The 20003-nt window shown below is 30.8% G+C and carries 19 protein-coding genes; 13 read left to right on the top strand and 6 right to left on the bottom strand.

Going from position 1 to position 20003, the window contains the following annotated elements; translation table 11 throughout:
* Positions 1–126 precede the first annotated feature (126 nt).
* The gene (locus tag HXZ74_RS04900; protein WP_038331920.1) at positions 127–1020 is read right to left on the bottom strand and encodes a lysylphosphatidylglycerol synthase transmembrane domain-containing protein; all 894 of its coding nucleotides are present in this window, start codon (positions 1018–1020) and stop codon (positions 127–129) included.
* Positions 1021–1141: 121 nt separating this feature from the next.
* On the opposite strand from HXZ74_RS04900, the gene HXZ74_RS04895 reads away from it, so the two are divergent.
* The 5 genes from HXZ74_RS04895 to HXZ74_RS04875 are packed head-to-tail and all read left to right on the top strand — an operon-like array spanning position 1142 to position 4863.
* The gene (locus HXZ74_RS04895; RefSeq protein ID WP_286474102.1) at positions 1142–1942 is read left to right on the top strand and encodes an SDR family NAD(P)-dependent oxidoreductase; all 801 of its coding nucleotides are present in this window, start codon (positions 1142–1144) and stop codon (positions 1940–1942) included.
* A 3-nt stretch (positions 1943–1945) separates the two neighbouring features.
* A complete protein-coding gene (locus HXZ74_RS04890) occupies positions 1946–2398 on the top strand; it encodes a GNAT family N-acetyltransferase (RefSeq protein WP_286474099.1) in 453 nt (150 codons plus the stop codon).
* Positions 2398–3333 (top strand): SGNH/GDSL hydrolase family protein, encoded by a 936-nt coding sequence (locus HXZ74_RS04885; RefSeq protein ID WP_286474096.1) that lies wholly within the window; start codon positions 2398–2400, stop codon positions 3331–3333. Before HXZ74_RS04890 ends, HXZ74_RS04885 begins: the two co-directional genes overlap by 1 nt.
* 1 nt (position 3334) lies before the next feature.
* Positions 3335–4273, top strand: coding sequence for a hypothetical protein (locus HXZ74_RS04880; protein ID WP_286474093.1), 939 nt, complete (start codon positions 3335–3337; stop codon positions 4271–4273).
* Between the two features lie 14 nt (positions 4274–4287).
* Complete coding sequence (locus HXZ74_RS04875) at positions 4288–4863, top strand: hypothetical protein (RefSeq protein WP_286474090.1); 576 nt, start codon at positions 4288–4290, stop codon at positions 4861–4863.
* Between the two features lie 56 nt (positions 4864–4919).
* Here HXZ74_RS04875 and HXZ74_RS04870 read toward each other — a convergent pair whose 3' ends face one another.
* The 3 genes from HXZ74_RS04870 to HXZ74_RS04860 are packed head-to-tail and all read right to left on the bottom strand — an operon-like array spanning position 4920 to position 8433.
* Positions 4920–5807 carry a DMT family transporter gene (locus HXZ74_RS04870; protein WP_038331936.1) on the bottom strand — a complete coding sequence of 296 codons (888 nt, stop codon included), beginning with the start codon at positions 5805–5807 and terminating at the stop codon, positions 4920–4922.
* Between the two features lie 49 nt (positions 5808–5856).
* A complete protein-coding gene (locus HXZ74_RS04865) occupies positions 5857–6411 on the bottom strand; it encodes a DNA-3-methyladenine glycosylase I (RefSeq protein ID WP_286474088.1) in 555 nt (184 codons plus the stop codon).
* Positions 6412–6429: 18 nt separating this feature from the next.
* The gene (locus HXZ74_RS04860) at positions 6430–8433 is read right to left on the bottom strand and encodes a thioredoxin domain-containing protein (protein WP_280045284.1); all 2004 of its coding nucleotides are present in this window, start codon (positions 8431–8433) and stop codon (positions 6430–6432) included.
* Positions 8434–8509: 76 nt separating this feature from the next.
* On the opposite strand from HXZ74_RS04860, the gene putP reads away from it, so the two are divergent.
* From putP to HXZ74_RS04820, 8 genes are all read left to right on the top strand, one after another.
* Positions 8510–10009 carry a sodium/proline symporter PutP gene (putP, locus tag HXZ74_RS04855; RefSeq protein WP_125348690.1) on the top strand — a complete coding sequence of 500 codons (1500 nt, stop codon included), beginning with the start codon at positions 8510–8512 and terminating at the stop codon, positions 10007–10009.
* Positions 10009–10389: a DUF2750 domain-containing protein gene (locus HXZ74_RS04850; RefSeq protein ID WP_125348692.1), complete on the top strand. Its 381-nt coding sequence runs from the start codon at positions 10009–10011 to the stop codon at positions 10387–10389. Before putP ends, HXZ74_RS04850 begins: the two co-directional genes overlap by 1 nt.
* 204 nt (positions 10390–10593) lie before the next feature.
* Complete coding sequence (gene mutL, locus HXZ74_RS04845; protein WP_038331948.1) at positions 10594–12378, top strand: DNA mismatch repair endonuclease MutL; 1785 nt, start codon at positions 10594–10596, stop codon at positions 12376–12378.
* 4 nt (positions 12379–12382) lie between these two features.
* Positions 12383–13123 carry a rhomboid family intramembrane serine protease gene (locus tag HXZ74_RS04840; protein ID WP_280062852.1) on the top strand — a complete coding sequence of 247 codons (741 nt, stop codon included), beginning with the start codon at positions 12383–12385 and terminating at the stop codon, positions 13121–13123.
* A 3-nt stretch (positions 13124–13126) separates the two neighbouring features.
* Complete coding sequence (locus HXZ74_RS04835) at positions 13127–14011, top strand: rhomboid family intramembrane serine protease (RefSeq protein ID WP_280062853.1); 885 nt, start codon at positions 13127–13129, stop codon at positions 14009–14011.
* Position 14012: 1 nt separating this feature from the next.
* A complete protein-coding gene (locus HXZ74_RS04830; RefSeq protein WP_280062854.1) occupies positions 14013–15053 on the top strand; it encodes an endonuclease/exonuclease/phosphatase family protein in 1041 nt (346 codons plus the stop codon).
* A gap of 33 nt (positions 15054–15086) precedes the next feature.
* Entirely contained in the window at positions 15087–16616 is a 1530-nt protein-coding gene (locus tag HXZ74_RS04825) for a helicase HerA-like domain-containing protein (protein WP_280062855.1), read from the top strand.
* 4 nt (positions 16617–16620) lie between these two features.
* Positions 16621–17988 (top strand): exonuclease domain-containing protein, encoded by a 1368-nt coding sequence (locus HXZ74_RS04820; protein WP_280062856.1) that lies wholly within the window; start codon positions 16621–16623, stop codon positions 17986–17988.
* A gap of 97 nt (positions 17989–18085) precedes the next feature.
* On the opposite strand, the gene HXZ74_RS04815 is transcribed toward HXZ74_RS04820, so the two are convergent.
* Positions 18086–19492 (bottom strand): OmpA family protein, encoded by a 1407-nt coding sequence (locus HXZ74_RS04815; RefSeq protein WP_286474086.1) that lies wholly within the window; start codon positions 19490–19492, stop codon positions 18086–18088.
* 80 nt (positions 19493–19572) lie between these two features.
* Positions 19573–19983 (bottom strand): 2-amino-4-hydroxy-6-hydroxymethyldihydropteridine diphosphokinase, encoded by a 411-nt coding sequence (folK, locus tag HXZ74_RS04810; protein WP_286474083.1) that lies wholly within the window; start codon positions 19981–19983, stop codon positions 19573–19575.
* Between the last annotated feature and the right edge of the window lie 20 nt (positions 19984–20003).

The following is a 20003-nucleotide window of genomic DNA, read 5'->3' as shown; positions in this document are numbered from 1 at the left end:
TTCGTAATTGGATTGCAAATATAGGGCTGTTTTTGAATAATCCAAATAGTTAAAATGAAAAAAATTAAATAAAATTTAATGTTAGGACTTAACTCTTTTCATTTCAAAGAAATAATTTTTCAGATTTTAAAAAGAAATATTCGTCTTTTTCTTTTTCTCTTCAATTTTAACCCCTTTAAACAGGTAAATAATCCCAATAAATGAAATCGAAATGGTGATGATAGAGAAGATAAATGCCGCACTTGTTGCTAAAGTTTCATCAAAATTGAATCGATGTGCAGCGTACATAAACACAGCTTCTCTAATCCCAAATCCGCTAAAAGAGATAATCGATAAAATTCCTGAAACTAAAAAGATCAATAAATATATACTGAAATTATCTGGATGAATATTCAATCCTTCCAAAACAAAATACAACATACCAACTTGTATCAATTGTAATACAATCGAATAAATCATCGAGTTATAAAATGTGCGTTTATGAATAGGGAAAATCATTCCTAAAATAAATGGAACAGCTATAAAACCAACCAAAGAAAGGATTAATGAACCATATTGTACCCAAGGATAATCAGTCAGATTTGAGAAAAATATTAGAAAAATGATGATTAACAACATTGCACAAAGACCGATAATTTTGTCAAGAAAAACCGCCTGCGAAATTTCTTTTAGACTGATTTTATAGTTTTTATTCAACACATAGACTTTGTATGCATCGCCACCAATTCCACCTGGAACAAAGGTATTGTAAAACATTCCTAAGAAATATAATCGTGCATTTGATTTGTACGATAAGTCGAGATTGATATCCCGAAAATAATAATCTAATCGAAAAACAGACAAGGCTTGCGAAAGAACATAAAGAATAACAGCTATAAAAATATACGCCCAATTCGCATTTTTGTAATGACTGAAAATATCAAAAATATGTAGTTTAACAAAGAAGATATAATAGATTAACGCAATACTAATCGTTAATTTAATTCCTGTTATAATATATTTTTTAGTTTTTGGATTCAATTGAAATCTTTTGATAATTAACGCACAAATTTAGAGAATCTTCTAATAACCATTCAAAAAATTATTTATCTACCAATATTTGTCTGATATTATGTAGTTTTGTGGATAAATTAATCGAATCATGCAATCAAAAGTTATTGTAATTACAGGCTCTTCTTCGGGTGTAGGATTGACTTTGGCAAATTATTTTCACGATAAAGGACATCAAGTTTATGGTTTATCAAGAACAGCTAAAGGTCAAAAAAAATTTAAACATATTGCGACAGATGTTTCGGATAAAGAAAATGTAAAACGTAGTTTTCAGCAGATTTTTTCGGAAACGAACAATCAAATTGATGTATTGATTAACAATGCAGGAATTGGAATGTTAGGCGCTGTGGAAGATGCTTCAAAAGCTGATATCGAGAAATTATTGGACGTTAATGTGTATGGTCCAATTTATACAATGCAAGAAGTTTTGCCTACAATGCGTTCTCAAAAAAGCGGTTATATCCTAAATGTTTCTTCGATTGCGAGTAACAACGGTTTGCCGTTTAGAGGTTATTATTCGGCTTCTAAAGCGATGATTGATCGTTTGATTGAATCGGCTCGTTTGGAAAATCGTCATACAGGAGTGGAAATTGCAACATTGAATTTTGGAGATATCAAAACCAATATTGCAGAAGGTCGTGTGAAAACTTTTGTTTCAAAATTTTATCAAAAAAGATATGATGCAATGGTTGCCGATATCGATCACGAAGTGCAAGATGGTACACCAACAGAAGATTTGATTCCGATTATCGAAAATATATTGGCTCAACAAAATTTGAAACCACATTATTATATTGGAAAATCGATGCAGAAATTTTCTGTAACCTTGAAAAATATTTTACCTCAAAAAATGTTCGAAAATATTATTGCAAAATATTCAAAATTAGATTAATCCATGGAAGAAATTATTTGGCATTACAAATCTTTTGCTGATTTAACATCGAAAGAGCTATATAAAATAGTGCAATTGCGCAACGAAGTTTTTGTGATAGAGCAAGATTGTATTTATCAAGATTGTGATGATAAAGATTTGGTTTGTGGACATCTTTGGGCAACGATTGATGATGAGGTTGCGGCGTATTCTCGAATTGTTCCGAAAGGAATTTCGTATGAAAATGAACCTTCAATTGGTCGCGTAATTTCGAATCAAAAGTTTCGTCGTTATGGATTAGGAAAACAATTGATGAAAAATTCGGTTCAAGTCATCGAAAATCAATTTAAAACATCTGAAATCAGAATTTCAGCTCAATCTTATTTGAAAGAGTTTTATTCTTCGTTTGGTTTTGAACAAGTTTCAGAAGAATATTTAGAAGACGATATTCCTCATATCGAAATGTTGAGAAAATAATGAAATGGATTAAAAGAATTCTATTAGGAATACTGAGTTTATATCTATTTGCATTGATGTTAGATGTATTTATCTCAAAATCATTATTAAAAAGTAGTTTATATAATGATGAGTTGAAAACATGGAGTGTAATTAATAATGATATTTTAGATAAAGATATTTTAGTTTTCGGTTCGTCAAGAGCGATGGCACATGTTAATCCTGTAATTTTTAAATCAATAACAAATAAATCAACATATAATTTAGGGTATAATGCTCAAAATCTGCCTTTAATAAAATATAGGATAGACGTTAGTGAAAGTAAAACAAATGCAAAAAATTTTATTTTAGTTCTTGATGATTTTACTTTTCGAGACAATACGATCTTTAAAATAGATCAATTATCACCAATCCTATTATATAATATAAAACTTTACAATATTCAGAAAGGTATTGATTATTATAAAATTTATGATGTTTATATTCCTCTAATAAGATATTTTAAAAATTATAATGAAAATAATTGGTTTAAGGAACTATATAAGGTTTTTGCATACTCTAAAACGAAAACATTTAAAGTTAATGGGTATCGTAAATTGAATTTGAAATGGAAAGAAGAAAAATATACATCTCAAAATTCAATTATAGATTTTGATGAAAATATTTTTAATTTGCTAAAGCAAATTATTGATGATTGCAAAAAGAAAAATATTAATTTAATACTAGTTACTTCACCTACTTATATTGATTTTATTCATCATCAAAAAAATCATGATTTTATAATTGATAAAGTGAAGAAGATTTCTAATGAAAATAATATCCTTTTTATAGATTATTCAAGAATGCCTGAAATAATGGATAAACAATATTTTGCAGATAAACTTCATTTAAATTCTAAAGGGGCAGATATTTTTACAAAAAAATTAGCTGAAGATATAAAACCATATTTAAAATAAAATGAAATTTTTAAAATACTTCTTTATTACCTTATTCTCAGCTTTCATTGCATTGGTTTTGGTTGATGTCTATTATTCGAATCAGCTCAAAAAAATAGCTTTGTTTAGCGGAGAAGTACAAGAATGGAATCAAATAAAAGAAGGAAAAACGAATGTTGAATTGGCTATTTTTGGTTCTTCTCGAGCATTTATTCAAATTAATCCGAATATTTTAGAACAAGACTTAAAACTGACAACGCATAATTTTGGATTAAACGGAAGTAAATTCAAAATGCAATTGTATCGTTTCAATTTGTATTTGAATCATAATCCAAAACCGAAAGTTGTTGTTTGGAATTTAGATACTTTTTCGTTTTCACACATTGATGAAGTTTTTCAACCAAATCAATATACGCCATTTATGTTATGGAATTTTAAACTTTATGGTGCATTAAAAGAATATAAAGACACGAAATTGGTTGATTTTATTGTACCGCTTTATCGTTACAGAGATCAAACGTATTGGAAAGATCAAATTGTAAGGGCTAAGAAAGAAAAATTGCATAAAGACGGACTTTTTCGTGATGATGGTTTCAAATCATATAACCGAAAATGGAATGTTGATTGGGAAAAAATGAAAAAGAAAAACTCTGATTTTGACTTCTCAGATTATACTTTATTAGAAGAATTAATTGCGAAATGTGAGCAAGAAAATATTCAGCTTATTTTTACAATTGCACCCGAATTTTACAAAGGTCAAGATTATATGTTGAATCGAGAAGAAGTGATTAATCGTTATCACGCAACATTACAAAAGCATCATCTTCCGTTATTAGATTATTCGACTGATTCGATTAGTTTTGATCAAAAATATTTCTACAACACAACACACATGAATTACAAAGGTGCGGATGCTTTTACAAAAGAATTAGCAAAAGATTTGAAAAAATATATAAAATAGAACGAACTTTAATAATGAAAAAAACACTATCCTTTTGTTTTCTTTTATTGACATTCGTAACGATGAATGCGCAATCTTTTCAACAAAATATAAAACGTGATTATATAGCCTATACTCAATTTGTTATAGAAAAAAAGTTTGATCAAGCTCTGGAATATACAGATCCAAGAATTTTTGAATTTTATTCAAGGGAACAGTTTAAATCTGCAATGGAAGCTATTTTTGCAACAGAAGGTTTAGAGTTGAAGCTGACTTTACCAAGTTCGTTTAAAATTGGTGAGATTAAAAATATAGATAAGATTGATTATGTAAAAATGAATGTAGTTTCTTTTTATGAAATGAAGATAGCTGAAATAGATTTTGATAATGCAGATGAAGAGACTCTTAAATATGTTTTAACTGCGTTAGAAGAAGAATATGGTGATGGAAATGTAGTTTTTGATAAAGAAACTCAATTCTTTAAAATAACAGATAATTCAGAAGTTGTAGGAAGTTCTTTAGATAATAAAATGACATGGAAATTTCTTGTGATTGATCCTAATTTGAAATCAATTTTAGGGAAAATAATTCCAAAAGAAGTCTTAAATTAATAAAAATGCCTTACAAAGCTAGCTTTGTAAGGCATTTTTATTATGAAATATATTATCTAAATTACTTCAACTTCTTTTTCTTTTTTCTGCGTTAAATAAACGCCTGATAAAATCATTCCGAATCCAAATAAATGGATCCACGAAATTTTTTCTCCAACTAAAAATCCCCAAAATACAGAAACTACGGGCATTAAATAAGTCACCATTGAAGCGAACATCGAACCTGTAGATTGTATCAATCGGTAAAACAATATCATCGCTAAGGCTGTTCCTAAGAGCCCTAAAATAGCAACAAAGCCTAAACTTTTTAATTGTTGTTCTGTTCCTTCAAATACATCAAAAAATCCTGAAATAATTAAAATTAAAACTGAAGGTAATAACCAAATTGTAAACAAAGCTGATGATAATTGAAATGAAGGAACGTCGTTTAAATAGCGTGTTAAGATTAAACTATTTAAACCGTAAAGAGCAGTTGCTAATACAATTAATAAACAATGTAAAAGACTATTTTCCCCAGAAAAACCATCGCCGCCAATTAATAAAACAGCTCCAATAAATCCGATTATAGCTCCCAAAACTTGATTTTTAGTTCCTTTGATATTGAAAAATAAAGCGCCAAAAAGTAAAATAAATAATGGGACTAAAGAATCTAAAATTCCAGCCATTGAACTCGAAACATGTGTTTGCGCCATTGGAAATAAAAACATTGGAATGAAATTTCCGCAGAAACCAGCCAATGCGACATATTTTAATTTATTTTTCGGAATTTTAAATAGACTTGGAATTCCCCAAATAGCCAAAATTCCTCCTGCAATTGTTAGTCTTAATGCTCCAACTTGATATGGCGTGTACGCGACCAATCCTTGCTTGATGAGAATAAACGAGCTTCCCCAAGTTAGCGCCAAAACGCCAAGGATGATCCAATGTTTTAGTTCGATTTTCATTTTCTAAGTTTGCGCAAAGATGCACATTTCAGATGATTTTATTGAGCTGTTATTTGCAAAAACAATCTGTTGTATGGTCATTTACCATTCCTGTCGCCTGCATATGCGCATAAATAGTGGTTGAACCAAAGAATTTGAAGCCACGTTTTTTCAAATCTTTTGCAATTTGATCCGAAATTTCGGTTGTTGCAGGTACTTCTTTTATCGAATTCCAATTGTTGATAATTGGTTTGTTATCAACGTATTTCCAGATAAAATCGGAGAAAGAACCAAATTCTTTTTGAATTTCTATAAATAATTTTGCATTATTAATTGCTGCCGAAATTTTTCCTCGATGACGAATAATTCCTTCATTTTGTACCAATTCATCAATTTTAGTTTCATCAAATTTGGCTACTTTTTCAACATCAAAATTCGCAAAAGCTTTTCTGAAATTTTCTCTCTTTTTAAGAATTGTAAACCAACTTAATCCAGCTTGAAAAGATTCGAGAATCAAAAATTCGAATAAAATTTTATCATCTTTCACAGGTTTTCCCCATTCGTTATCGTGATAATTGATATAATCTTGGTCTTTGTTTACCCAAGCGCAACGTGTTTTTTCCATGGTTTTTTATTGTAATTTCTAAATATTTTTATAAGCCTCTTCAACTGAATAAACGGGTAATTGACAGGTGTAATTTTCGCAAATATGAATGGAAGTTTTATTTTCGATGAATCGATTTTGAGTGATTTCTAAATTCTCTGTTTTTGAAGCAACAAAAATTGCATTCGGAACATAACATTGTTGAATTTGCTTTGAGAATTCTAAGGCATTTTCGCCAACAATTACAATTTCTTTGAACGGATAAGCGAAATTTAGATACAACTGAATCCAATTTGCAAAACCAGTTGGGTAATCGTGAATTTTTTCTTCGATATTGGTTAACATTTGTTTTGCTTGTTCAATGTATTTTTCTTGATTGAGAATCTTCCCTAATTTGAACAAATTATTTGCCATTACCGAATTTGAAGATGAAATAACATTGTCATAAATTTCAAATGTTTCATTAACCAAAGGCGTGTCGTAATGCGATTTGTACGCAAACATTTTATTTTTGTGATTATAAAATTGATTAAAAACTTCTTCTGTTAAGGTTTGAGCAGTTTCTAAATAATGCATTTCCGAAGTGACTTCATAAAGCTTAATTAATGCTTCAATTATTAACGCATAATCATCCAAAAAACCTGGAATTGTTGTTTGATTATCTTTATAATTTCGGAACAAAATTTCACCATTCCATTGATTTTCTAAAATAAAATTGATTGCATTTTTTGCTAAATCAAGATATTCATCATTTTCAAAAGTGATGTATGCGTCACACAAACCTTTTATGCTTAGCGCATTCCAAGAAGTTAAAATTTTTTCGTCACGATGAGGTTTTATGCGCTTTTCACGAATTGGATTAAGGATTTTTTTCCATTCATTAACTTTGGTTTGAAGTTCTGTTGTTGAAATATTATTTTTCGATGCAAAATCTTCGTCGTCTGTTAATCGCATTAAAATATTATTACCATGTTCCCATTCACCAAATTCATCAACATTATAATATTTTTGAAATAAGTCAAAATCATCTTTCAAAATTGTTTTCAATTCATCCGATTTCCAAACATAATATTTTCCTTCTTCACCTTCAGAATCGGCATCAATAGCAGAATAAAAAACATTTTCAGGCGAAAGCATTTCATCTTTCAACCAATTAATCGTTTCTTCGACAACTGTTTTATATTCTTCTTCTCCAAAAACTTTACATGCATTTGAGTAAAGCGAAAGTAATTGCCCATTATCATATAGCATTTTTTCGAAATGAGGAACTTTCCAATACGGATCAACAGAATAGCGTGAAAAACCGCCTTTTAGTTGATCGCAAATTCCGCCAAAAGCCATTCTGTCCAATGTAATTTTGGTCTGAATCAAACAATGTTCGTTGTTAGTTTGAATTCCATATCGCAAAATAGTTTCCCAAGCATTTGGTAACATAAATTTTGGTGCACGATTAAAACCTCCCCATTCATCATCAAATTGTTGTTGCCAAAATTCGAAAGTTTCATCTATTTTATCTGTTGAAAAAGTTGAAGAAGATTTCAGTTCAATTGTTTCCATTTTATTTAAACCATCTGCAATAGAGTTGACATATTCCATTGTTTTAGCTTGATTGTGATGATATAAATGATTAATGTTTTCTAACAATTCAATCCATTGAACTTTCGGAAAATAAGTTCCGCCATAAAAAGGGCGACCATCAGGCAAAGCAAAAACATTGAGTGGCCAACCGCCAGATTGATGAATTAATTGTGAGACATTCATATACAAAGCATCTAAATCAGGACGTTCTTCGCGATCAATTTTAATGCAAACAAAATTCTCATTCATCACTTTTGCGACTTCATCGTCTTCAAAAGATTGATGTTCCATCACATGACACCAGTGACAAGCAGAATATCCAATTGAAATAAGCAAAGGTTTGTTGACTTTTTTTGCATGATTCAAAACTTCGTCACTCCAACTTTGCCACCAAACAGGATTATTTTCGTGTTGTTTCAAATATGGACTTGTCGCTGATTTTAGATTATTTTGTTGAAAATTCATGATTCTTGTTTAGAAATTTAAAGTTCGTACAATTTTTGTGGATGAAAAATTATATTTTCGACAAAAATTAAAACACATGAACATTTACGAATACATTTCTATTGGCGCATACATGGCTCTGATGATTGGAATCGGGATTTATTCCTACCGAAAATCAACAAGTAATTCCGAAGATTTTTTGATTGGAGGAAGGAAGATGGGAGCGGCTGTAACGGCGCTTTCTGCTGGTGCTGCTGATATGAGTGGTTGGTTGTTAATGGGTGTTCCTGGAGCAATGTATTTTACAGGTTTGTCGAGTGCTTGGATTGCAATTGGATTGACAACAGGATGTTTTTTGAACTATATTTTTGTCGCACCGCGATTACGAATTTATACAGAAATTGCTCAAAATTCGATTACTTTACCAGTATTTTTTGAAAATCGTTTCAAAGATAAATCTCGATTATTAAGAATTGTTTCATCGATATTAATCTTAGTATTTTTTACATTATACACTTCTGCTGGAATGGTTTCTGGAGGGAAATTATTTGAATCTGCTTTTGGATTAGATTATATGACTGGACTTTGGATGACAAGTTTTGTGGTTGTATTGTATACTTTCTTAGGAGGTTTTTTGGCAGTTAGTTTAACAGATTTCGTGCAAGGAACGATTATGGTTTTGGCTTTGGTTATTGTTCCTATTGTGGCGATTTCTGAAATTGGTGGAGTAGGAGAAACATTTTCGTTGATTAATGATAAAGGCGATAAATATTTGGATTTATTTAAAGGTACAACAACTATTAGTATTTTATCCTTGATGGCTTGGGGATTGGGATATTGTGGACAACCGCATATTTTGGTTCGTTTTATGGCAATTGGAAATCCGAAAGATTTAGCGAAAGCAAGAAATATTGGGATTACTTGGATGATTTTTACAGTTGGTGGAGCACTTTTAGTTGGATTGGTTGGAATTGCATATATGATGAAATTTGATCAAACAACAATGTTGAAATTTGATGGTTCTAAAACAGAAGCAGAAACAATTTTTATTTATTTTTCGCGTGTTTTATTTCATCCATTAGTTGGAGGATTCTTATTATCAGCAATTTTAGCAGCTGTAATGAGTACAATTTCTTCACAATTATTAGTAACATCAAGTTCGTTAACAGAAGATATTTATAAAGCATTTTTGAACAAAAAAGCAACATCGAAACAGTTATTAACAGCAAGCCGTTTATCGGTTTTAATTGTAGCAGTTATCGCAGTTTTATTATCCTTAACACCAAAAGATTCTATTCTAAATTTAGTTGGAAACGCTTGGGCAGGATTTGGATCAGCATTTGGACCAGTGATTGTTTTTTCACTTTTTTGGAAAAAAACTTCTTGGCAAGGTGCATTAGCAGGAATGTTGACAGGTGGAATTGTGGTGTTAACTTGGGTTTATACCAATCATGATTACAAAGATTGGTACGAAATGATTCCAGGGTTTATTTCTTCAGTTATTGCAATTTATGTGGTTTCATTATTAACTCAAAAACCGAATCAAGAGATTGATAAAGAATTTGAGGAAATGAAAGCTGTTTTGAAAGAAAATTAATGCATCCAAAAGAAATAGAAAATATATTAAAGCTAAATCCTTTTGATCGTTATCAATATTTTATTCGAAAAATTGCTGACTGGGAAATTGCTTATACATTGATTTTTCCTGATGGAAATTACGCTATTTCTAAAATTGATGATAAAAAACTATTTCCAATTTGGTCTGCGAAAGAATTTGCTGAATTATCTAAAACAGATGGTTGGGAAAGTTGTAATATTATTGAATTAACTTTTGATGATTTTGAAGAAACTCTTTTCGATTATATTGATGAAAATAATTTATTGCTAAATGTTTTTCCTACAGATAAAACAGGTTTTGTCGTCAGTTTAGAAGAATTCGCTAAAGATTTAAAAGATGAATTAGAACAATATCAATAAAATATAAATAAAAAAGGTAGACAAATGTCTACCTTTTTTATTGCTGAAAATTATCAATTTATTATTCAAAAGTTAAAACTTAAAACATCAACAATTGTTGATAAGTTTCACTTGTAGAGAATAAGGTCAAAAGAGAGATTTGTTTGTATATTTGTAAAGTTTGATTAAAAAATTAGTCAAAATTAAATCAATTTATACGAAAAGATGAACGATATTATTCAATTACTGCCAGATCATGTAGCCAATCAAATTGCCGCAGGAGAAGTTGTACAACGACCAGCTTCTGTGATAAAAGAATTGATTGAAAATGCGGTGGATTCTGGCGCAACTTCTATTCAGGTGATTGTAAAAGATGCTGGAAGAAGCTTGATTCAAGTGATTGATAATGGTTCGGGAATGAGTGTTACAGATGTCCGAATGGCTTTTGAACGTCACGCGACTTCAAAAATCAGAAAGACAGAGGATATTTATAATATTCATACAAAAGGTTTTCGTGGAGAGGCTTTGGCATCGATTGCTGCGGTTGCGCAAGTAGAAACGAAAACGCGTCGAGAAGATGATGAGGTTGGTTCTCAATTGGTGATAGAAGGCGGAGAAGTTCGCAACCAAGATCCTGTTGTTTGTCCAGTCGGAACGTCTATTTCGGTAAAAAATCTTTTCTATAATGTGCCTGCTCGTCGTAATTTCTTAAAATCAAATCAAGTTGAATTTCGTCATATTCAAGATGAGTTTCAACGTGTTTCGATGGCGCACGAAAATATTAGTTTCTTTTTACATCATAATGATGCAGAGGTTTATCATCTGAAAGCTGGAAATTTGAAGCAACGAATTGCTCAAATTTTTGGAAAGAAATTAAGTTCGCAAATTATTTCGGTTGAAGAAGATACAGAAATTGTAAAAGTAAAAGGTTTTGTTGGAAAACCAGATGCAGCAAAAAAATCTCGTGGCGAACAATTTTTCTTTGTGAATAATCGCTTTATTCGTAGTGGATATTTGCATAATGCAATCGTAGACGCTTTCGAGAGTTTGTTGCCAACAGGATATAGTCCTTCTTACTTTTTGTATCTAGAAATTGATCCTTCAAAAATTGATATAAACATTCATCCAACCAAAACAGAAATAAAATTTGAGGATGAGGCATTGATTTTTACGATTCTTAGAGCTGCTGTAAAACACGCTTTGGGACAATTTAATGTGATTCCTTCGTTGGATTTTGAACAAGATCCAAACTGGGCTTTTATTCCGTCTGCGACAGAAGATACAGAAATTAAAATGCCAGAAATTACGGTTGATTCAAGTTTCAATCCTTTCGAGCATCAACAAACAAGAGCTCCAAAACCGTCTGATATTCGTGCGAATATGGATTTTTATAAAGATGCTGTTGAGTTAGAAATCGAAAATAATCATGCGCATCAATTATTTGAATCTGAAGATTTTCATGACAGTTTTGAAGTCATTCAATGGATGAATCAATATTTGGTAGTGGAATACCGTGGCGAATTGTTAATCATTGATCAACATCGTGCGCATCAAAAAATATTATTCGAAAAATTTATACATTCAAATAATGGAAGTGCTTTGGTACAACAAATGCTTTTCCCGATAGAGTTGGAACTTTCGCCAAATGATCGTCAGAAATTAATTAATGTAGAACATCAATTGTTGAGTTTTGGTTTTGATATTTCGTTAGACGAAGAAGCGATACAGATTAATGCGATTCCTGTTGATGTGCAACAAGAGGATGTTGTGTCTGTTTTTATGGATTTTATCGAGGAATTGGAATACCAAGAATCAATTGAATTAGAAAATACGTTTGCAAAAATTTTAGCAAAAAATGCAGCTGTTAAAAAAGGAGTTTCATTAAAATCTGAACAAATGCAAACTTTGGTCGAAGAATTGCTAAGACTACCAAATCCGAATTATACGCCATACGGACGCCCAATTTTTGTGCAGATGAATACGGCTGATATCAAAAAAACATTACAATAAACGAATGAGACAATCTATACCACCGATTACAAAGAATCTACTTATTATAAACGGTTTGTTCTTTCTTGCGACTTTTGTTTTTGGTACAAAAGGAATCGATTTGAGCATGATTTTAGGTGCTTTTTATCCAGAATCTCCCAATTTCAAATTTTGGCAAATTTTGACGCATATGTTTATGCATGCCGATTTTTCGCATATTTTGTTTAATATGTTTGCGTTGTGGATGTTTGGTTCTGTGGTCGAACAAACTTTTGGACCAAAGAAATTTTTGACACTTTATTTGTTAGCAGGTTTAGGAGGTTTTATATTGTTTAATGTTGTAAATTATTTTCAAATAGAACACTTAAAAGATATATTAAATTCACAATCGTTTCCTATATCAAAAATACTTCAATATTCTGTTAGAGGTTTAGACGGCTCTTATTTTAGTAATGGTTTAATTGACAGTAATATTAATGCTAAAGAATTACAAGGTTATTACTTGAGTAATATGGTTGGTGCTTCTGGAGCTATTTATGGTTTATTGTTAGCATTCGCAGTATTATATCCGGACGAAAAATTAATGTTAATCTTTTTCCCAGTGCCGATTAAAGCAAAATATTTTATTCCAATTATGGTATTAATTGAGTTTTACATGGGATATCAAAACATCGGAAATGTGGCTCATTTTGCGCATTTAGGAGGCGGATTGATTGGTTTCTTGTTAGCAAGACATTGGAAAAAGAATTTATATAGATGGAATTAAAAAATGGCAAATAATATCTTAGACGATTTAAAATTAAAATATTCATCAGGAAATAGTGCAACGAAGTTAATTTACGTTAACGTTGTGGTGTTTTTCACCTTGTTGATTATTGATTTTGTTCTTCGAACGGTAGCAAATTCTACGATTACAACAACTGGTTTGTTTGCGTTGTCATCTTTCAATGATTTGATTGTAAGACCTTGGCAAATCCTAACCTATTCTTGGTTACATGGCAATCTTTTTCATTTGATAATGAATATGGTGTTGTTATATTTTGTTGGACAAATGTTTTTGCAACAATTTCAGAACAGAAATTTAGTTACATTCTATATTTTTGGAGGAATCGCTGGTGGAATTTTCTTTCTATTGTTTCAGAATGTTTTCAATTATTCACATATAGTTGGAGCTTCGGCAGCTGTTTATGCGGTATTTTTTGCGATGATTTCGTATAATCCGAAAATGCCCGTTCGTTTGTTGTTGATTCCAACTTCATTTCCATTGTTGTATGTTGGTTATGTATTTATTGCTTTTGATGTGTATAATATTATAGCTAATCAAAATGCGGGCGGAAGTATTTCGCATTTGGGAGGTGCTATTTTTGGTTATCTTTATATGAAACAATTTGAGAGAGGAAATGATTTTTTAGGTAACTTTATTTTCAAAATAGAGGAGTTATTTAAGAAAAAAGAGAAATCAACTTTCAAAACATATAAAAATACTTCTTCAACTTCTTCGCGATCAAATGTTCCGAAAGATGATTACGATTTTAATCATCAAAAAGTTGAAAAACAAAAGAAAATTGATGTAATTTTAGATAAGATTTCTCGTTCAGGTTACGAGAGTTTGTCCAAAGAAGAAAAAGATTTTCTGTTTAGAGAAGGTAGATAAAATGAGTATAATCAGTAAGTTTAAACTAAATTATTTCAATCGTTTAGTACTAACAATTAATATCGTTTTTTTGTTGGTGGCTTATTGTGTCTATTTAAATAAAATTTTTACGCCTACAGAAATTCCATATTTTAACTTTATTTCGATCGGTTTTCCAATATTATTTGCATTCGGAGCAATGTTTTTACTGTATTGGTTACTATTTAGCTGGCGACATTTTTTGTTAATTTTAGTTCTTTCAGCTGGATTGTTTTACCCAATTTATCTTTCATATCCAATTGTACAATTCAATAAAGTTGAAGATAAAAAAGCTGATTTATCTGTATTGACATATAATGTACATGGTTTTAAAGAAGAAGGAACAAAAGAGCTTTTGATTAAGAATAAAGCAGATATTATGTTGCTTCAAGAAGCGTATGAAGGTCAGCAGAAAAGTCTAAAAAATAAAGAATTTAAGAATTATTATTCAGAATTTTATGGTTTATTGACGATTTATAGTAAATATCCTATTATTCAAACCAAAAAAATAACGCCTGATGGTAATGAAGAATTGAATGGACTTGCCGCTTATGCTGATATCGATTTGGGAAATGATACGATTCGTGTGATCAATGTTTATCTTGAGCCAATGTACATTGATAAAGCGATGGTGAAAGAAATTATTCAGTCTGATGATTCACGAACTGCCGAAATTTCGAGTCGAAAAGTTGAGTTGAAATTGGTGCAAGGAATGCAAAAACATCAAAAACAGTTAGAAGCAATTATTCCATATATCACATCTTCGCGCCATCCTGTTATTTTGGGAACGGATCTTAATTCGACTCCAGTTTCGTACGAATATGAGAAGTTGAAAAAATATCTTCAGGATTCTTATATCGAAGTAGGAAAAGGAAATGGGACAACTTTTCATGGATTTAAATTTCCAATTAGAATTGATTATTTATTTCATTCTAAATCATTTAAACCTGTTGAAGCGCATGTTATTCGGAAAAAATTCTCGGATCATTATCCAGTAGCTGTAAAATATAAAATTTCAGAATAAATTTTTCCTATATTTATTCAATAATCAATCAAAATGAACCAGAAAGAAAGCTTTATTCAAGAGATACAAAGTCGTTATTCTTATAAAAACGATAAAATAATTTTAGGCAAAGCCAAATTAGATGGCGAAATTGTAGAAGAAGCTGAAATTTCAGTTGCGCTAAAAACAATGAATCGTCACGGGTTGATTGGTGGTGCAACGGGAACTGGGAAGACAAAATCTTTGCAGATTATCGCTGAACAACTTTCTCTGAAAGGCGTTCCAACATTATTGATGGATATCAAAGGAGATTTATCAGGAATTGGGGCTGCAGCAAATTCGGAAGATAAAAATGCGCAAGAAAGAATGGAAGCCCTTAATTTGCCTTTTGATCCGCAAGCTTCTCCTGTCGAATTTTTGTCTATTTCTGATGAACCAGGAGCAAGACTTCGTGCGACAGTAAGTGATTTTGGACCAATTTTATTCAGTAAAATTTTAGAACTGAATGAAACACAAGAAAGTATTATTTCAATCATATTCAAATATTGTCAAGATCGTAATTTACCTTTGATTGATTTGGAGGATATTCGACGAGTTTTGCAATATGTGACAGATTCTGACGAAGGAAAATCGGAGTTGAATTCAAATTATGGAACAATTGCGCCAGCTTCTTTGGGAGCTATTTTGCGTAAAATTGTTGCATTAGAACAACAAGGAGCAACAAAGTTTTTTGGAGAACCAAGTTTTGATGTTCAAGATTTATTGAAAACGAAAGACGGAAAAGGAATTGTAAATATTATTCGTTTGATTGATATTCAAAATCAGCCTAATTTATTTTCAACTTTTATGTTGAGTTTATTGAATAAAATTTATTCTCAATTCCCTGAATCTGGAGATTCTGATAAACCGAAATTGGTGATTTTTATTGATGAAGCACATTTGATTTTTAAGGAAGCTACGAAAGCTTTATTGAATCAAATTGAAACAATGGTAAAATTAATTCGCTCTAAAGGTGTGGGATTATATTTTGTAACGCAAGTTCCTGGTGATGTTCCTGATGCAGTTTTGAGTCAATTAGGTCTTAAAGTTCAACATGCGTTAAGAGGTTTTACTGCGAAAGATCGAAAAGAAATAACAAAAGCAATCGAAAATTATCCGACAACAACCTATTATAAAGCGGATGAGGTCATCACGCAATTAGGAATTGGAGAGGCTTTTGTGACAGCTTTAGACGAAAAAGGTATTCCAACTCCTTTGGCGTATACGTATATGCGAGCGCCAAATTCGAGAATGGATATTTTGACTTCAAATGAAATCGATACGATTACCTCAAATTCAGATTTAGTGATAAAATATGCAACTGATATTGATCGTGAATCTGCAAATGAAATTTTATCGAAAAAATTAGAACAACAAAAAAATATAGAGAAACCTGCTGCTAAAGCAACTTCAACAAGAAGTGTTCCTAAGGAAAAAGATTGGACAGATAATCCTGTTGTGCGTGATGTAAGTCGTACTGCAACTCGAAAATTGATGGATTTTGGAATGAAAATGTTAACTAATTTTTTAAAAGGAAAAAAATAAGCACGTGTACGCGATTTTAGATATAGAAGCGACTGGCGGAAAAGTAGGGGAAGAGTCAATCATAGAGATTGCGGTGTATAAATATGATGGAAAAGAAATTGTCGATCAGTTTATATCATTAGTCAATCCCGAAAAAAAGATTGATCAATATGTACAAAGATTGACGCATATTTCTGATAAAATGGTGCTTACAGCGCCTAAATTTCACGAAATAGCAAAACGTATAGTTGAGATTACAGATGATTGTATTTTAGTTGGACATAATGTAATGTTTGATTATAGAATGCTAAAACAAGAGTTCGATCGTTTGGGGTATAATTACGAAAAAGAATGGATTGATACGTTCGAATATAGCGAAAAATTAATTCCAGGATTACCTTCATATTCTTTAGGGAAATTATGCGAATCGCTTGGAATTGTAGTCACAGATAGACATAGAGCTTCTGGAGATGCAAGAGCGACAATTTCTTTGTTTAAGTTATTATTAGATAAAGATTCGGAGAAAATAATCACGAAGAAAACAGGTTTGAAACAACCTAAAAAAGCACATTCTAAATATCAGAAACTTCTTGAAGGTTTACCTAATTCTATCGGGGTTTATTATTTATACAATAGTCGAAAACAACTTATTTATATTAGTCGAAGCAATAATATTGCACGATCTATTAATCAAATTTTTACATCAAAAACTCTAAAAGCAAATAAACTTAAGCGTTATACTCGTTCTATAAAATTCGAAGAAACCGGAAGTGGTTTTCTTGCAGCAATTAAAGAAAATAATGAGGTTTTGAATAATCAACCAATGTATAACCTAAAGTTGGTAGAGAATAAAGTTTATCCTTTTGGATTGTATTATTTAGAATCTAAACGTGGTTATTCGAGATTAGAAATAGGGAAAGTTAGAAAGACACAACCTGTTTTGAAATTTAAAACTAAAGAACGTGCAAAAGAGGTTTTAGAGAAAATTGTGAATGATTATAACCTTTGTCAACAAGTAAATGCTGGAATAAAATCTGATGATTCGTGTTTCCAATATAAAGTGAACAAATGCAAAGGAGCTTGTATTAAAGAGGAATCTAAGGAAGTTTATAATGAGCGAATTCAAAGTTTTATTAAAACAACTGAATATCCTTCCGAAACTTTTTTGATTATTGATAAAGGACGAAAAGGAATTGAAAAATCATTTTATTTAGTGGAGAATGGAGAATTTAAAGGATATGGTTATTACGAATATCATCATCAAATAAAAACGCTAGAGAAGATTCTTAATATCTTAATTCCGATTCATGAAACAGAGGAAATAAAAAATATGCTTAAATACTTTTTGTATAAAGTTTCTTCTAATCCTAATCAAATCATTATTCTTGAATAATTAATTTAAATAATATTCTTTAAAAGAAGAAAGTATAAAACAATAAAAAAGCTCAGTTATATTTAACTGAGCTTTTTTTGTATGATTAAATTTTAGACTATTTAATTTCTTTGAAAATTACACGTCTGTTTTCTAAGTTTTTCCAAGCAGGACAATTTGTAACAGGATTACATTCTGGCCATTTTAAATCAGATTTACCTTTTCCTACAGACGACAATTTAGTTGTGTCAACACCTTTGTTAGCTAAGTAACGAACAACAGAAGCAGCACGTCTTTCAGATAATTTTTGGTTATAATCAACACCACCAGCAGCATCTGTATGACCTTCTACTACGAATTTGAAATCTGGATTTGCTAACAATACCTCAGAAGCATGATTTAATTTTTCATAAGATTGCTCTCTGATACGATCAGAGTTGTAATCGAATTCGATACCCTCTAAGTATGCATTAATTGTTGTTGCAACATCTTCACCAGAAATTCTGATTACTTTCTCAGGACAACCACCGTTTGTAGGAGGTCCAGGAATTGTAGGACATTTATCTTCACTATCTGGAATATTATCTCCATCAGAATCTAAAGAACATCCTGATCCGTCTACGCGAATACCTTCTGGAGTTCCAAGACATTTATCCCATTGGTCACAAACACCGTCACGGTCTTCGTCAATACATTCGAATGGAGTTTGTTCTACAGGAGCTTTGTAAGCTAAAGGAGATACCCATTGTAATGCATCTTTGTGTTTACCAATTTTATAGTGTAATCCCAAAGAGAATGTTATCATATTGTCATCACGACCTTCTTCAGTATCAGCGGCAGTCATACCACCTGAGTTGTGATAAGGCATTGGTTTTCCTGATCCATCAAATTCTTCATCACCAGACATATAGTACATTCCACGTAACTCTAAATCAAATTTGTCATTCAATTTGTAACGTAAACCAGCACCAACTTGAGAATAAATAGATTTATCAGAGATATCTTGATCAGTTATTAATGTAAAGTTAGGATCTCCTTGAGGAGCATAATTATTTCTATAAGCTTTATAGCCATGTATTCCTACTCCAGCATATAAATGCATAGCCCATTTAAATTCAGTTCTGTTATCAACTCTTCTTAGTAAATTTGAAGCATTTAAATCAGCTAAAACTCCAATTGCTTGGTATTTAGTTTTACCATACGCATATCCATGATATCCACTTAAAGCAGAATCATCAATATTACCCTTTTGTCTAGTTTTACCAAATTCATATTGTAAACTAAGACCAAAAGCATGAGAGATTTGTTTATTAACTTGTAATTGAACATCATATCCTGGGGTGAAATATTTTCCCATCCAAGAGACTAAGTCAGTATTTTGTAATGCATTCAATCCACCAAAAGCAGAAACAGACCAATCGTTGAATTCTTTTTTACTATTGTTGAATGGTTTTTCATCGTACTTGGTCTGCGCACTAGCACATGCCGCAGCACCTAAGATTAATAAAGATAAAAGTTTTTTCATAGGTTAGAATTATTTTTATAACTAATATAAAGCATATCTTAATATAATTTTACAAAACTAATGAATTAATAGTTAATATCTTAATAAAAATATAAACTTTTGATAAAATCTCTCGAGTAATTTTGAGGATGAGGAATTTTTAAATAATTGCAATTAATTAAAAGCTTATTATAGAATAATATATCAATATCTATTAAGCGATCAACGTAACTTTCATTTTCTTTGGGTTTAGAATAGATTCTTCCCATTTTTTGTTCGATATCTTTAATTTTTTTCAAAACCTCAAATGGAGAATAACTTGTATTGATTTCTATTTTCTGATTTAAGAATAAATGATCTGTAGTAAATCCTTCAGCTTTATTTTCAAGAATATTTGATTCTTTATTTATTTTACCTACCTCTTTGTTTATAAGGTTTTTAGCGATTTCTAAATTATTTTTTTTGTCACCTAAGTTTGTACCGAGTAACAAAATGACTATATTTTGCGACATATAGAGCAAAAGTAATAATA

This window comes from Empedobacter sp. R750 (genome assembly GCF_030324345.1).
In the GTDB taxonomy this organism is placed as follows: domain Bacteria; phylum Bacteroidota; class Bacteroidia; order Flavobacteriales; family Weeksellaceae; genus Empedobacter; species Empedobacter falsenii_C.
Note: the sequence above shows the minus strand (reverse complement) of the source record. Positions and strands in the feature narration are given on the sequence as shown.